This window comes from Kitasatospora sp. NPDC059571 (assembly GCF_042735675.1).
Taxonomy (GTDB): domain Bacteria; phylum Actinomycetota; class Actinomycetes; order Streptomycetales; family Streptomycetaceae; genus Kitasatospora.
Genome location: NZ_JBHWBW010000147.1, coordinates 2930 through 16383, shown reverse-complemented (window position 1 = coordinate 16383; position 13454 = coordinate 2930). Strand labels below are relative to the sequence as shown.

At 74.7% G+C, this 13454-nt stretch carries 13 protein-coding genes; 3 read left to right on the top strand and 10 right to left on the bottom strand.

Annotation, left to right across the window (positions count from 1 at the left end; genetic code table 11):
- Nucleotides 1-19 precede the first annotated feature (19 nt).
- Together ACFV0G_RS18365 and ACFV0G_RS18360 are read right to left on the bottom strand one after the other, a co-directional pair.
- Nucleotides 20-1651 (bottom strand): M4 family metallopeptidase, encoded by a 1632-nt coding sequence (locus ACFV0G_RS18365; protein WP_380548300.1) that lies wholly within the window; start codon nt 1649-1651, stop codon nt 20-22.
- Between the two features lie 179 nt (nt 1652-1830).
- Nucleotides 1831-2742, bottom strand: coding sequence for a helix-turn-helix domain-containing protein (locus ACFV0G_RS18360; RefSeq protein WP_380548297.1), 912 nt, complete (start codon nt 2740-2742; stop codon nt 1831-1833).
- Between the two features lie 49 nt (nt 2743-2791).
- Here ACFV0G_RS18360 and ACFV0G_RS18355 point away from each other — a divergent pair, with 49 nt between their 5' ends.
- Nucleotides 2792-3535, top strand: coding sequence for an SDR family NAD(P)-dependent oxidoreductase (locus ACFV0G_RS18355; protein ID WP_380548294.1), 744 nt, complete (start codon nt 2792-2794; stop codon nt 3533-3535).
- A 54-nt stretch (nt 3536-3589) separates the two neighbouring features.
- The gene (locus ACFV0G_RS18350) at nt 3590-4192 is read left to right on the top strand and encodes a GDSL-type esterase/lipase family protein (RefSeq protein ID WP_380548291.1); all 603 of its coding nucleotides are present in this window, start codon (nt 3590-3592) and stop codon (nt 4190-4192) included.
- Between the two features lie 48 nt (nt 4193-4240).
- Here ACFV0G_RS18350 and ACFV0G_RS18345 read toward each other — a convergent pair whose 3' ends face one another.
- The 8 genes from ACFV0G_RS18345 to ACFV0G_RS18310 form a co-directional block, all read right to left on the bottom strand.
- Nucleotides 4241-4426 carry a hypothetical protein gene (locus tag ACFV0G_RS18345; RefSeq protein ID WP_380548288.1) on the bottom strand — a complete coding sequence of 62 codons (186 nt, stop codon included), beginning with the start codon at nt 4424-4426 and terminating at the stop codon, nt 4241-4243.
- Between the two features lie 99 nt (nt 4427-4525).
- Entirely contained in the window at nt 4526-5032 is a 507-nt protein-coding gene (locus ACFV0G_RS18340; RefSeq protein ID WP_380548285.1) for an SRPBCC family protein, read from the bottom strand.
- A gap of 150 nt (nt 5033-5182) precedes the next feature.
- Nucleotides 5183-5677 carry an NUDIX domain-containing protein gene (locus ACFV0G_RS18335; RefSeq protein ID WP_380548282.1) on the bottom strand — a complete coding sequence of 165 codons (495 nt, stop codon included), beginning with the start codon at nt 5675-5677 and terminating at the stop codon, nt 5183-5185.
- A gap of 25 nt (nt 5678-5702) precedes the next feature.
- Nucleotides 5703-6701, bottom strand: coding sequence for a Gfo/Idh/MocA family protein (locus tag ACFV0G_RS18330; protein WP_380548279.1), 999 nt, complete (start codon nt 6699-6701; stop codon nt 5703-5705).
- Between the two features lie 87 nt (nt 6702-6788).
- The gene (locus ACFV0G_RS18325) at nt 6789-9323 is read right to left on the bottom strand and encodes a glycoside hydrolase family 3 C-terminal domain-containing protein (protein ID WP_380548276.1); all 2535 of its coding nucleotides are present in this window, start codon (nt 9321-9323) and stop codon (nt 6789-6791) included.
- Complete coding sequence (locus ACFV0G_RS18320; protein ID WP_380548273.1) at nt 9320-10153, bottom strand: carbohydrate ABC transporter permease; 834 nt, start codon at nt 10151-10153, stop codon at nt 9320-9322. Before ACFV0G_RS18320 ends, ACFV0G_RS18325 begins: the two co-directional genes overlap by 4 nt.
- Nucleotides 10150-11115 (bottom strand): carbohydrate ABC transporter permease, encoded by a 966-nt coding sequence (locus ACFV0G_RS18315; RefSeq protein WP_380548270.1) that lies wholly within the window; start codon nt 11113-11115, stop codon nt 10150-10152. The genes ACFV0G_RS18320 and ACFV0G_RS18315 overlap by 4 nt, the downstream gene beginning before the upstream one ends.
- A gap of 92 nt (nt 11116-11207) precedes the next feature.
- Nucleotides 11208-12506 (bottom strand): extracellular solute-binding protein, encoded by a 1299-nt coding sequence (locus ACFV0G_RS18310; RefSeq protein ID WP_380548267.1) that lies wholly within the window; start codon nt 12504-12506, stop codon nt 11208-11210.
- Between the two features lie 281 nt (nt 12507-12787).
- Between ACFV0G_RS18310 and ACFV0G_RS18305 the strand changes: the two genes are divergently transcribed.
- Nucleotides 12788-13454 (top strand): discoidin domain-containing protein (locus tag ACFV0G_RS18305; RefSeq protein ID WP_380548264.1); only part of this gene is annotated, 667 nt, incomplete at its 3' end.

Genomic DNA, 13454 nt, shown 5'->3' with positions numbered 1-13454 from the left:
AGCGCCCCGCCCGCCCGGGTCAGTTGACCGCGACCGCCGACCAGGCGGCCGCCACCGCCGCGTACTCGGCGGAGCCGGACCCGTACAGGTCCGCCGCGGCCTTGAGGGTCGCGGTCCGCGCGCCCGCGTAGTTCGTGGAGGAGGTCATGTAGACCGTCAGCGCGCGGTACCAGATGCGGCCCAGCGCGTCCCGGCCGATCCCGGCGACGGTCGACCCGTTGCAGGTCGGGCTGGAGTACGACACCCCGTTGACCACCTTGGCGCCGCTGCCCTCGGCGAGCAGGTAGGCGAAGTGGTTGGCGACGCCCGAGGAGTAGTGCACGTCGAGGCCGCCGACCGAGGAGCTCCAGCAGTCCGCCGACTTGCCGTCCTTGGAGGGCTGGTCCATGAACCGCAGCGCCGGCTTGCCGAAGCCCGGCTTCACGATCTGCTCGCCGATCAGGTAGTCGCCCGGGTCGGAGGGGTTGGCGGCGTACCACTCCACCAGGGTGCCCATGATGTCGGAGGTGGCCTCGTTCAGGCCGCCGGACTCGCCCGAGTAGGTCAGCTTGGCGGTGCGCGAGGTGACGCCGTGCGACATCTCGTGGCCCGCCACGTCCAGGGAGACCAGCGGCCCGAAGGTGCTGCCGTCGCCGTCGCCGTACGTCATGCAGAAGCAGCTGTCCTGCCAGAACGCGTTGTTGTAGCCGCTGCCGTAGTGCACCCGGTTGTAGGAGCCCTTGCCGTCGCCGGCGATGCCGGAGCGGCCGTGCACGTTCTTGTAGTAGTCCCAGGTGACGTTCGTGCCGTACTGGGCGTCCACGGCGGCGCTCGCCCGGTCCGCGGTCGAGCCGGTGCCCCAGTGGTTGTCGGCGTCGGTGAACACCGTGGCGGGCGCCCGGCTGAAGCAGATCGAACCGAAGCACAGATCGGTCTTGTTGGCCGCGTCGCCGGTGTACGTGCTGCCGCGGCTCGGGTCCTTGAGCTGGTAGCCGCCGCTCACCGCGGTGGTCTCCAGCGGGACGGTGCCGCCGTACAGCGAGGCGCCGTCGCCGGCGGCCGTCTCCAGGCCGTCCCAGGCGTCGATCCGGGCGCCCGTGCGGGCGTCGGTGAGCACCGTGCGGGCCACCGGGTTTCCGAGGTAGTCGGTGCCGGACGCGGTCGTCAGCCAGGCCAGCCGCGGGGCGTCGTGCAGCGCGTCCACCACCAGCTCCGGGCGGGCCCCCGGGCGGATCCGGGTCCGGCCGGGCAGTGCGTCCGCGAGGGTCCGCTCGGCCTGCGCAGCGGCGGCCGACGCGGCCACCGCCGGGGTGGTGGAGGCCACCGCGAGGTCGCCGGTGGCGGCCCGGTCCGCCCCGCGGTAGGAGCCGTCCGGACCGAGGTGGACGACCAGGTCGCCGCCGAGCACCGGGAGGCCGGCGTAGCTGCGGTCGAAGCGGACGTGCCGGCCGCCGTCGGCGTCCGCCACCACGTCCCGCGCGGTGTGGGTCTGCCGGTCGGTGACGCCGAGCCGGTCGGCGTGCGCGCCGAGCGCCGCCTCGGCCCGGGGGACGGCCTGATCGGCCGACGGGGAGGGCCGGCCGGTCGCGCCGGCCGGTGCGGCCGCCGACACCAGGGTGCCCGCGACGACGGCGACGGAGGCGGCCACGGCGAGAGTACGGGGAATGCGCATGGTGCTCCTCGGTGTGAGGGAAGGAGCGGGCCGGCCGCGCGGGGTTGCGGCGGAGCCCGGGGAGCGTTGCGCCGAACCTGAGAGGGGGTCACGGCGGTGGAGGCACCGCCGGAGTACGTTGTTTTACATGTTCTTGACACTCCGTGTCCAGAGGGCTGCCGCGGTGCGGCCCCGCCCCCTCACGTCGTCAGCCCGGACAGCGTCGCCGCCTCCGGACGCCGCCGGTACTCCGACGGCGCGCACCCCAGGCCGGCCCGGAACCGGTTCGCCAGGTGCGCGTGGTCGGCGAACCCCGCCGCGGCCGCCACCTGCGCGAGCGGCAGCGCCGTCCGCCGCACCAGCTGCGCCGCCCGCTCCAGGCGCACCGCCAGCAGCTCCGCCTGGAACGTCGTCCCCGCGGCGGCCAGTTCGCGCTGGACCGTGCGCGGCGAGGCGTGCACCAGCGCCGCCGCCGCACCGAGCCGCCAGGCCGCCGCCGGATCCCGCCGGACGGCCGTCCGCAGCCGCTCCGGCAGCCCGGCCGCCGTCGGGGCCGTGGAACCCCGCCACTCCAGCCGCCACCGCGGCAGCGGACCGGCCCCGCGGCACAGCTCGTCCATCCGCACCACGGCCGCCCCGGCCACCAGCAGCCGCGGCCGGCGGGCGCCGGGCGCCGCCGCGGCCGCCTCACCATGCAGCGCGCAGACGAACAGCGACTCCGCCCGGCCCGGCACCCCGCCGAAACCAGGAAGATGACCGACCGTCAGGCCGGTCGCATCGGGCTCGGCCACCGTCCGGTGCCCCACGTGCAACCAGGACTCCGTCCGGCCCGCGGCATCCAGCAGCGCCCCGGACCGCTCGGCCGCGGCCGGCAGCACCGGCGCCAACAGCCGCTGCGCCGCCTCCTCCAGCCCGCCCCACCCGGCCGTCCGGCACAGCGCCGTCAGCAGCCGCGCGTGCAGGTCCTCCGGCACGCCCGCGCCCGCCGACACCAGCGCCGCCGCCCGCCCGGCCGCCGCTCCGTGCGGCCCGTCCGCCGACAGCACCGCCAGCACCGCCGCGGTCATCGCGGGGTGCACGGTCCGGTCCGGCGCGGCAGCGCGGCGCAGCATGGCGCGATCGTACAAGCGCCCGACCGTGCGTCCGGCCAGCATGGGCGGCATGAACCCCAGCACCGCGCGCATCCTCGTCACCGGCGGCACCAGCGGCGTCGGCCGCGCCCTCGTCACCGCCCTCACCGGCCTCGGCGCCACCGTCGCCTCCTGCGGCCGCAGCGCCGCGGACACCCCCGCCGACGGCGGCGGCCCGATCTCCCTCACCGCCGACCTGGCCGTGCCCGGCGAGGCCGCCCGGGTCGTGGCCCGGGCCGCCGAACGCCTCGGCGGCCTCGACGCGATCGTGGCCAACGCCGGTGTGCAGTACGCGATCCCGCTCACCGGCGGCCCGGACGGCGACCTGCTCGACCGGATCCGCCGCGAGTTCGCCGTCAACCTCACCTCGGTCGCCGAACTCGCCGCCGCCGGCTGGCCGTACCTCGCCGCCCGGCCCGCCGCCTCCTTCGTCGCCGTCACCTCCGGCCTCGCCTACGCCCCCAAGCGGACCGCCCCCGTCTACTGCGCCGCCAAGGCGGGACTGCACACCCTGCTCGACGCGCTCCGCTACCAGGCCGAGGACACCACCCCGCAGGTGAAGGTGCAGGAGATCGTGCTGCCGCTGGTCGACACCGCCATGACCGCCGGCCGCGAGGGCCCGGCCCGCAAGATCCCCGCGGAGGCCGCCGCCGCCGCGATCGTCGCCGCCCTGCGCAACGGCCGCGCCGTCACCCCGGTCGGCGCCGCCCGCAGCCTGCTCGCGGTCAACCGGGTCAGCCCGCCCGCCGCCCGCCGCATCATGCGCAACGCCTGACGGGAGCTCACCCCGCCGGCGGTGCGGGGCGGGGGCTCGGTAGAGTCCTGCGGCATGGAACGGGACCCCCGCGTGTGCTTCGTCGGAGACTCCTTCACCGCCGGGGTCGGCGACCCGACCGCACGCGGCTGGGCCGGCCGGCTGGCCGCCCGCACCCTCGCCGGCGGCGGCCTGCTCACCTGGTACAACCTGGGCGTGCGCCGCAACACCTCGGCCGACATCGCCGAACGCTGGGAGGACGAGTGCGCGCGCCGCCTGCCGGACGGCACCGAGCGGCGCGTGGTGCTCTGCTTCGGGGTCAACGACACCGTGCACGAGGACGGCCGCCCCCGGGTCGCCCCCGACGCTTCGGCCGCCAACCTCGCCCGGATCCTCGACCGCGCCGCCGGCCGCGGCTGGACGACCCTCTTCGTCGGCCCGCCGCCGGTCGCCGACCCCGCCCACAACGAGCGCACCGCACTGCTCGACGAGCGGTACGCCGCGCTCTGCCGCGACGCCGGCGTCCCGCACGTCGCCGTCCACCACGCCCTGCGCGCCAGCACGGCCTGGATGCACGAGGTCCGCACCGGCGACGGCGCCCACCCCGCCGAGGCCGGCTACGACGCCTTCGCCGACCTCGTCGAAGGGCGCTGGCACGACTGGCTGGCCGCCGGCTGATCGGGCGCCGATCCGGCCTGCGCAGGTATCTGTCGAGGTACTCGCAGCTCACGGGCCGAACGAGGGCCCCGTGCCGTCCAGTCCGCCGGTCGCCCACAGCCAGAGCACCCAGGCGGTGGAGAGCACGGCCGTGGCGGCCATCAACCAGCCGAACACCGTGAACGCGCGCCAGAGCGAGTCCGTGCGCCGCTCCTCGGGCTCCTGCCCGGGCCGGTCGTTCCCGGTCCCCGCCATCGCCGCACCCCCCTCGTACCGGCACGGGGACCCGGACTCCGCGGCCCCCGGTGCGCGTGCTCCGAGCGTAGCGCCGGGCGGTCGGCCGGGGCGGGGAGTTCAGCGTTCCGCGGCCGGGGCCCGGTCCGCGGGTGATTCGGCGATCCGCTTGAGGGCCTGCAGGGTGGTGCGCATGCCGGCGCGGTTCACCTCGATGCGCTTCTCCGGCGGGGTACCGGCGAAGAGGGTGCCCAGGAACTTCGCGAGGCCGCCGGTCGAGCCGGTGCGCAGGTCGGCCCACTCCTCGGTGAGGCGGGTGCCGTCCGCCTCGGACGTGATGCGGTAGGTCCACCGGGCGATCGGGACACCGAGGGCGGTGACCCGGAAGCCGAAGACGGCCCCCGGCTCCAGCCGGGCGACCCGGCAGGTGGTCGGCCACACGTGCAGGCCGCGGCGGTTGAGGCCGATGAAGCGGTCGCCCTCGCGCAGCGGGCCCCGCCGGGCGAGTACGCCGACGCACTCCGGGCTCCACTCGCCGACCCGGCGGACGTCGCTGACGAGGCCGAAGACCTGCTCCGGGGTGGCGGAGACGACGACGCTCTCCTGGAGTTCCTTCAGGGTGTCCATGCTCCGCTTCCGACGCTTCCGACGCTCCGACAAGCCGCACCGCTCCGGCGGTCCGCACCACGGCGTGCCCCGGCATCCGGCCCAGTGGTTCACGCACTGAACCATTTCGGCGGGGCCGCGTCAACACGTCCGCCGGGACCGGTCGGCCCGTCAGCCGCCGATCGGCCCCAGCGACAGGTACGAGGCGCGACCGGAGCGCCGGGCGCCGTCCACCGACTCCACGAAGCGCAGGCGACGCGGGCTCAGCTCGGCCGCCCACGCACCCAGCGACTGCACCTTGAAGGCGGTGTGCTCGGCCGGGTCGAGCCGGATCGACGCCAGCTGCTCCGCGTCCAGCACCCCGCCGTCGAAGACGAACCCGATCTTGAACGGGAGCTCGCCGACCGGCGGCGCGAACATCACGGTCAGCAGCCGGCCCGGCTCCTCCGGCAGGACCAGCCCGGTCTCCTCACGGACCTCCCGGCGGGCACAGCCCCACGGGTCCTCGCCGAAGTCGAGATTGCCGCCCGCCAGCTGCCACAGCTCCGGGTCGTACACCGAGCGCAGCATCAGCGGCCGCCCCTCGGTGTCGGTGAGGTGGGCCGAGGCGAACACCGTGCCGTGCGGAAGCGTCCGGACGAACTCCGCGGTCGGCAGCAGTTCCACGGCAGACCCCATCCCGGCCGGGCCGTCAGTCGCCGGGGTACCGCACCCCGATCCGCTCCCGGACCGCGTCCAGCGTACGCATCACCGCCAGCGAACCGTCCAGCGGCACCAGCGGCGACTCGGTCAGCCCGGACCGCAGGCAGCGCACCACCTCGGCCGCCTCCACGCCGTACCCGTGCCCGACCCGCGCCGGGGCGCGGAACACCTCCGGCTCCCGCCCGTCGCGGTGCAGCACGAACCCCTCCGGGTGGAAGAAGTCCCGCTCGATCTCGATCCGCCCGGCCGACCCCTGCACGGACGCCCGCTGCCCGCTCTGCGCCACCAGCGAGCAGCCCAGCAGTGCCGTCGCCCCGCTCGCGTGCCCCAGCACCACCGCGGTGTTGGCATCCACCCCCTGCGGGGTCAGCGCCGCCACCGCCTGCACCGACTCCGGCTCGCCGAGCAGCAGCTGCGCGAACGCCACCGGGTACACGCCCAGGTCCAGCAGCGCCCCGCCGCCGGCCGCCGGGTCCCACAGCCGGTGCGCCGGGTCGAACGCGGCCGGGAAGCCGAAGTCGGCCTGCACCACCCGCACCTCACCCAGCGCGCCGTCCGCGACCAGCTCCGCGATCCGGCGCACCGTGGGGTCCAGGTACGTCCACATCGCCTCCATCAGGAACAGCTCGCGCTTGCGGGCCAGCCCGACCAGCTCCGCGGTCTGCGCCGCGTTCAGCGTGAACGGCTTCTCGCACAGCACCGCCTTGCCCGCGCCCAGCATCAGCGCGGCGGCATCCCGGTGCCCGGCGTGCGGGGTGGCCACGTACACCACGTCCACCTCCGGGTCCGCCGCCAGCTGCGCCCAGCTCCCGTACGCCCGCGGCACCCCGAAGCGGTCCGCGAACGCCCGGGCCGAGGCCTCCGTCCGCGAGGCGACGGCGAACACCTCGGCGCCCTCCACCGCGGCCAGGTCCTCCGTGAACGAGGCGGCGATGCCGCCGGTCGCCAGGATTCCCCAGCGGATCGTGCGGTCGGTCACGGGATCCATGCTGTGCTCCTCGGGGGACGGGACGGGATGGGCCGCGCCAGCGTATCCGCACGCCCGCGCCGCCCGGCCGCCCCGTCCGGAGTGCGGTCAGCCGTCCCCGCTCACCGCGACCGTCCCGGCCTCGGCCGGAGCACGCACCTCGGCCTCGGCCCGGGCCTCGACAGGGACCCCGGCCCCGGCCCCTGCCCCGGCCGCGACGTCGACCGGGGCGGAGAGCGGGAGGTGCCCGGCCGACGGGCCGACCAGCACGGTGAAGCCGCCCGGCTCGGCCAGCCAGCGCCGCTCCGCCACCGACCAGTGCGCCAGCGCCCGCGCGGAGACCGTCACCTCCGCCGTCACCCGCTCGCCGGGCTCCGCGCGCACCGCGGCGAAACCGGCCAGCCACCGCACCGGGCGCTCCACCGAGCTCGCCGGCCGGGCCAGGTAGACCTGGACCACCTCCCGCGAGGCGCGCACCCCGGTGTTGCGCAGGTCCACCCGCACGGTCAGTCCCGCCCCGGCCGCGACCCGGCGCGGCACCTCGGCCGCCAGGTACTCCCAGTTCCCGTAGCCGAGGCCGTGGCCGAACCAGTAGGCGGGCGCCGTACCGGTCCGCAGCCAGCCCCGGTACCCCAGGTGCAGTCCCTCGGTGTAGGCGAGCTCCCCGCCGGCCGGCCGGGTGTGGGGCACGGCCGGGGCGTCCTCCTCGGCCGGCCAGCTGGTGGGCAGCCGGCCGCCCGGTTCGGCCCGGCCGAACAGCACGTCGGCCAGCGCGTGGCCGCCCTCCTGGCCGGGGAACCAGCCGAGCAGGACGGCCGCGGCCTCCTCGCGCCACGGCAGCAGCACCGGCCCGCCGCTGTTCACCACCACCACGGTGGCCGGATTGACCGCCGCGACCGCCGCCACCAGGGCGTCCTGGCCGCCGGGCAGCCGCAGCGTGCTGCGGTCGAAGCCCTCGCTCTCGTGCTCCTCGGAGGTGCCGACCACGACCACCGCCAGATCCGCGCCGCGGGCCAGCCCGACGGCGTCGGCGAGCTCCTGCCCGGCCGCCTCCTGCGGCGGGTCGGCGGCCAGCGCGAACACCCGTCCCTGGCCGGGCTCCACCACCCGGCGGGCCACCAGCTCGACGTCCCGCCCGGCCGCGAGGTCGACCCCGACCTGCCGGAACGACGGTGTGACGTGCAGGTAGGTCGGGTCGTCGGACTCCGCGGCGACATGGTCGTCCAGCACCGTGCGGCCGTCCGCCGACAGCCGCACGGCGCCGAGACCGACCACCCCGAGCCGCCAGCGCCCGCCGAACGGCACCCGCAGCACGGTGTGGATCTCGATCTCCCGCAGGTCCGTCAGGTCGACGGCCTCGGGAGTCTCGAACGACCGCCCGCTGGGACGGTGTTCGGTGTGGAGGACGGTGCTGTCGGCGGCCCGGAAGCGCACCCGCAGCCCGGGCTCGCCGGTCTCCGGGTGCCGGCACAGGCCCGGCTCCAGCGGGGTGGGGCGGTCCGAGGTCCGTACGCCCGGCCGGTACTCGACGGCCGTGCCGGGCGGAACGGCCGCCCGGATGCCGTCCAGCGGCGAGACCACGGCCTCCGGGTAGACCCCGGCGCTGCCGCCGCCCTGGATCCGGGCGACCGCCGCGTTCGGCCCGATCACCGCCACCCGGCGCAGCGCCCCGGCGTCCAGCGGCAGCAGCCCGCCGCGGTTGCCGAGCAGCACGGCGCCGGCCGCCGCGGCGCGCCGGAGCAGCCCGCGGGCGGTGTCCGGGTCGGTCGGCCGAGGTGCCGGCGGCGGGTCGAACGCCCCGACCCGCCCGGCCAGCCGGAGCAGTCGGCGGACCTTGTCGTCCAGGGCGTCCGCTGGGATCCGTCCGGCCCGTACGGCCGCCGCCAGCCGCGCGCCCCAGTGCTCGTTGGGCCCGGGCATGGCGAGGTCGACGGGCGCCGCGCCGGTCGCCTCGGTGGAGCGGACGGCGCCCCAGTCCGAGACCACCAGACCGTCGAAGCCCCACTCGCCCTTCAGCGGTTCGGCGAGCAGCCGGCTCTCGCTCATCGGCTCGCCGTTCACCCCGTTGTACGCCGACATCACGGCCCAGACGCCGGCTTGCACGGCGGCCTCGAACGGTGCCAGATACACCTCGCGCAGCGTCCGCTCGTCGATCCGCGCGGTCATGGTGAGCCGTTCGGTCTCCGACTCGTTGCCCACGTAGTGCTTGGCCGTCGCGGCGACGCCGCCGCTCTGCACCCCGGTGATGTAGGCGGCGCCGATCCGGCCGGTGAGCAGCGGGTCCTCGGAGAAGCACTCGAAGTGCCGTCCGGCGAACGGGGACCGGTGCAGGTTGAGGGTGGGGGCGAGCAGCATGTCGACGCCCTTGCGGCGGGCCTCGGTGGCCAGCAGCGCGCCGAGTTCGGCGACCAGCCGCTCGTCCCAGCTGGCGGCCATCGCGGTGGGGGAGGGCAGTGCGAGGGCGGTGTCCGCCTCGTCCCACCGCTCGCCGCGGACCCCGATCGGGCCGTCGGAGGTGACGATCGCCCGCATGCCGAGGGCCGGTTCGGCACCGGTGCGGAACACCCCGCCGCCGGAGACCAGCCGGGCCCGGGCGTCGAGGTCGAGCCGCAGGCCGAGGTCGGCGCTGTCGATGGCGGTCATCCCTTCATCGCTCCCTGCATGATGCCGTCGATGATCTGACGGCCCATCACCAGGAAGACCGCGATCACCGGCAGGCCGGCGACCAGTGCGCCGGTCAGGACCAGCGAGTAGTCCTTGATGTAGCCGCTCGCCAGCTCGGAGAGGGTGAGCTGGACGGTCGGGTTCTGCTGGGTCATCACGACCTTGGGCCAGTAGAAGTCGTTCCAGGTGGCCATGAAGGTCAGCATGCCGAGCACGGCCATGGCCGGCCGGGCGGCGGGGAGTGCGACGTGCCAGTACAGGCCGCGGGTGGTGCAGCCGTCCATCCGGGCGGCGTCGAGGAGTTCGTCCGGGACGGCGGTGACCAGGTACTGCCGCAGGAAGAACACCCCGAAGGCGTTGGCGACCGCCGGCACGATCAGGGCCTGGAGGTGGTCGGCCCAGTGGAACCAGTCGGCCATCATGATGTACAGCGGGATGATGCCCAGCTGGGTCGGCACCATCATGGTGGCGACCACGGTCGCGAGCAGCGGGCTGCGGCCGCGGAACGGCAGCTTGGCGAAGGCGAATCCGGCCAGCGAACTGGTCAGCACCACGCCGGCGGTGACGGTGGCGGACACCACGAAGGAGTTCGCCAGGGCCAGTTGCATGTCGGTCCGGGCGAAGGCCTGGCCGAGGTTGTGCAGCAGGTTGCCGCCGGGCAGCAGCACGGGCGGCACCCGGTGGATGTCGGTATTCGTCCGGGAGGCGGCGACCACCGTCCAGTACAGCGGGAAGACGGACAGCAGGACGCCGACCGTCAGGGTCGCGTACACGCCCCTGCCGGCGGAGAGTTGGCGGTTGCGGCTCATATGGCGTCGACGCCCTTCATCCGGCGGGCGGCCAGCAGGTTGGCGGCCACGACGACGACGATGATCAGGAACATCGCCCAGGAGACCGCCGCCCCGTAGCCGTACTTGAAGCGGCCCCAGAACTGGTTGTACGAGTACAGCGCCAGCGTCTGGAACTGATGCTGGGAACCGCCCGTGGTCGGGTCCTGCTGCTGGCTGAAGAGCATCGGCTCGCCGAACAGCTGGAGCGCCCCGATAGTGGAGACGATCACCGTGAAGAGGATGGTCGGCCGCAGCAGCGGCACGGTGATCGAGCGGAACTGCCGCCAGCGGCCGGCCCCGTCGATCGCCGCGGCCTCGTACAGCTCGAACGGCACGGACTGCATCGCGGCCAGGTAGATCAGCGCGTTGTAGCCCGTCCAGCGCCAGGTGACGATCGCGGCGATGGCCGTCCAGGACGAGAGCGTGCCGGCCTGCCAGTCGATGTGGTCGACCCCGAACAGCCCGAGCGCCCAGTTGACCAGGCCGAAGTCGCGGCCGAAGAGCTGGACGAAGATCAGGGTGACCGCGGCGACCGAGGTGACGTTGGGCAGCAGCACCCCGAGCCGGAACAGCGTCCGGCCGCGGACGCGGTAGTTGAGCAGGTGGGCGAGGCCCAGGGCGAGCAGCAGCTGCGGGACGGTCGCCAGCAGGCCGATGCCCAGGGTGTTCCTCAGCGCGTTCCAGAAGAACGGATCGGCCAGCAGGGTGCGGTAGTTGTCCAGCCCGACCCAGGTGCTCCCGCTGCCGGGCCGGTCGGCCCGCCAGCCGGTCATCGAGACGTAGCCGGTGTACAGCATCGGGAAGAGCCCGAAAAGGCCGAACACGGCGAAGAACGGGGCGACGTACAGGTAGGGCGAGGCGCGGCGCTCGACGCGGCTCCAGCGGGCGGCCGGGGCACGGGCCGGGCGCAGCGACGTGTCGGCGGACACGGTCGCGGCCATGGCGGGCTCCTTGCGGGGTGGCCCGCCGGACCGGTGCGGTGTCAGGACCGCGCCGGCCCGGCGGTGTCGGGGGAGGGGAGGCTGTGGGCGGGTCAGCCCGTGATGTTGGCGACGTCGGCGAGGGCCTTCGTCCAGGCGGTCGCCGGGTCGGCCTTGCCCTGTTCGACGGAGGTCAGCGCGTTGCCGAGCGCGGTGCCGATCTCCGCGCCGTGTGCGCCGAGCGGCTGCGGCTTCAGGTCCTTGGCCGACTGGGAGAAGATCTTGCCGGTGGGCGCGTCGTTGAACAGCGGGTCGGTGTGCCCGGCGATGTCGGGCTGGCTCCACAGCGCCTGGTCGGAGGGGAAGTAGCCCTTGTTCTTGAAGAGCCACGCCTCCTGCTCGGGGGCGGTGAGCCACTTGGCGAGCTCGACGGCGGCCTTGGTGTGCTTGCCGGACTTGGGCACGGTCAGGTACGAGCCGCCCCAGTTGCCGCCGCCGCCCGGGATCCTGGCGATGTCCCAGTGGCCGCCGTCGGTGGGCGGGTTGGCCTTGAACTCGTAGCTCATCCAGGCGGGGCAGGCGACGGTGGCGAACTGGCTCTTCTGGAAGCCGGTGTCCCAGGCCGGGGTGAAGGCCTGGATGCCGGCCGACTCGCCGTCCTTGACCGCGCCGGCGACCAGGTCGAACGCCTGCTTGACCGCCGGGTTCTCGGTGACCACCGGCTTGCCGGAGGCGTCGTAGAAGCCGGTCGGGGCCTGGGCGACGATCGCGCTGAAGAGGTTGCCCGCGCTGTCGAACCACTTGGCGCCCTTGTTCGGGCTCTTGGCGAGGAAGTCCTTGCCGGCCGCGGTGTACGCCTGCCAGTCGGTCAGCAGCGCGGAGACCTGGTCGCGGTCGGTGGGCAGCCCGGCGGCCCTGAACAGGTCGCTGCGGTAGCAGAGCGCCATGCCGCCCATGTCGGTGCCCAGGCCGAACAGCGCGCTGCCGTCCGCGCTGGAGGCGGGCGCGGTCTTGGACGGCACCCACTGGTCCTTGGTGACCCCGTTGTCGAGGAAGTTGACGAACTTCGCCGCCTGCGGCCGGAAGCCGGCGACCTGCCCGATCTCGATCGCCTCGACGTCGGCGGTGCCGGAGCCGGCGAGCAGGTGGGCCTGGAGGTTCTGGTGGTGCGCCCCGAGGTCGGCGCGGTTCTCCTTGACGGTGATGTTCGGGTGCAGCTGCTCGTACTGCTTGTAGAGGTCCGCGTAGCCGAAGTCGGAGAACAGGTTCACGGTCAGCGTGATCTTCGCGTTCGCGTCGTCCTGGGCGGCGCTGCCGCTGCTGGAGCAGCCGGCGGCGGTGAGGACGGCGGCCAGGGCGGCGGCGGTGGCGGCCGGGAACGCGGTTCTCCGGCCGGGGCGGGTGGTGGGCATGCTGGCTCCTCGCAGATGGCTGGGATCACGGATTGGAGAGCGCTCTCCCGTCGGCCCGCAGCTTGTCCCGGCTCGTGCGCCAAGTCAAGACGTGCGATCAAAACCTCTGCACACCAGTCGATTTGGCGAGGCATGGGCAGTCCGGCGGATCGCTGCAGGGGTCTTGACACCGTGGAAACATCGCGGCAACCATCTCCATGACTGCGAGAGCGCTCTCCCAGGAATGGGCGGCCCACCCCTGCCGCCGGCCTCCCCCCACCGTCTCGTCAGGAGAGTCCCCCATGCTCGCTCCACCCGCCCGTGCGGCGGCCCGCCCTGCACCCCCGTCGCCGGCCGGACGAGGGCTGGCGGCGGTGCTCGCCGCCGTCCTCGTCGCCGGACTGCTGCTCCTCGTCCCCGCCTGGAGCGCCCACGCGGCGCCGGCCCTGCTCTCCCAGGGCAAGCCGGTCACCGCCTCCAGCGAGGAGAACTACGGCACCCCGGCCACCAACGCGGTGGACGGCAACACGGGCACCCGCTGGTCCTCAGCCGCGAGCGACCCGCAGTGGATCCAGATCGACCTCGGGGCGGTCGCCACCGTCAGCCAGGTGGTGCTCCAGTGGGAGTCCGCGTACGGCAAGGCGTACCGGATCCAGCTCTCCACCGACGGGACGACCTGGACGGACGCGTACTCCACCACCACCGGCGCAGGGGGCGCCGAGACGCTGAACGTCTCCGGCACCGGCCGCTACGTGCGGATGTACGGCACCCAGCGCGGCACCGGGTACGGCTACTCGCTCTGGGAGTTCCAGGTGTTCGGCACGGTCGGCGGCGGCACCCCCTCGGGCGGCTGCGGCACGGCGAACGCCGCTCAGGGCAAGCCGGTCACCGCCTCCAGCGAGGAGAACTACGGCACCCCGGCCACCAACGCGGTGGACGGCAACACGGGCACCCGCTGGTCCTCAGCCG

Bases quoted from the DNA above. Each gene is read 5' to 3' on its own strand.
- ACFV0G_RS18365 (WP_380548300.1), bottom strand. From the start codon at position 1,651: ATGCGCATTCCCCGTACTCTCGCCGTGGCCGCCTCCGTCGCCGTCGTC.
- ACFV0G_RS18360 (WP_380548297.1), bottom strand. From the start codon at position 2,742: ATGCTGCGCCGCGCTGCCGCGCCGGACCGGACCGTGCACCCCGCGATG.
- ACFV0G_RS18355 (WP_380548294.1), top strand. From the start codon at position 2,792: ATGAACCCCAGCACCGCGCGCATCCTCGTCACCGGCGGCACCAGCGGC.
- ACFV0G_RS18350 (WP_380548291.1), top strand. From the start codon at position 3,590: ATGGAACGGGACCCCCGCGTGTGCTTCGTCGGAGACTCCTTCACCGCC.
- ACFV0G_RS18345 (WP_380548288.1), bottom strand. From the start codon at position 4,426: ATGGCGGGGACCGGGAACGACCGGCCCGGGCAGGAGCCCGAGGAGCGG.
- ACFV0G_RS18340 (WP_380548285.1), bottom strand. From the start codon at position 5,032: ATGGACACCCTGAAGGAACTCCAGGAGAGCGTCGTCGTCTCCGCCACC.
- ACFV0G_RS18330 (WP_380548279.1), bottom strand. From the start codon at position 6,701: ATGGATCCCGTGACCGACCGCACGATCCGCTGGGGAATCCTGGCGACC.
- ACFV0G_RS18325 (WP_380548276.1), bottom strand. From the start codon at position 9,323: ATGACCGCCATCGACAGCGCCGACCTCGGCCTGCGGCTCGACCTCGAC.
- ACFV0G_RS18320 (WP_380548273.1), bottom strand. From the start codon at position 10,153: ATGAGCCGCAACCGCCAACTCTCCGCCGGCAGGGGCGTGTACGCGACC.
- ACFV0G_RS18315 (WP_380548270.1), bottom strand. From the start codon at position 11,115: ATGGCCGCGACCGTGTCCGCCGACACGTCGCTGCGCCCGGCCCGTGCC.
- ACFV0G_RS18310 (WP_380548267.1), bottom strand. From the start codon at position 12,506: ATGCCCACCACCCGCCCCGGCCGGAGAACCGCGTTCCCGGCCGCCACC.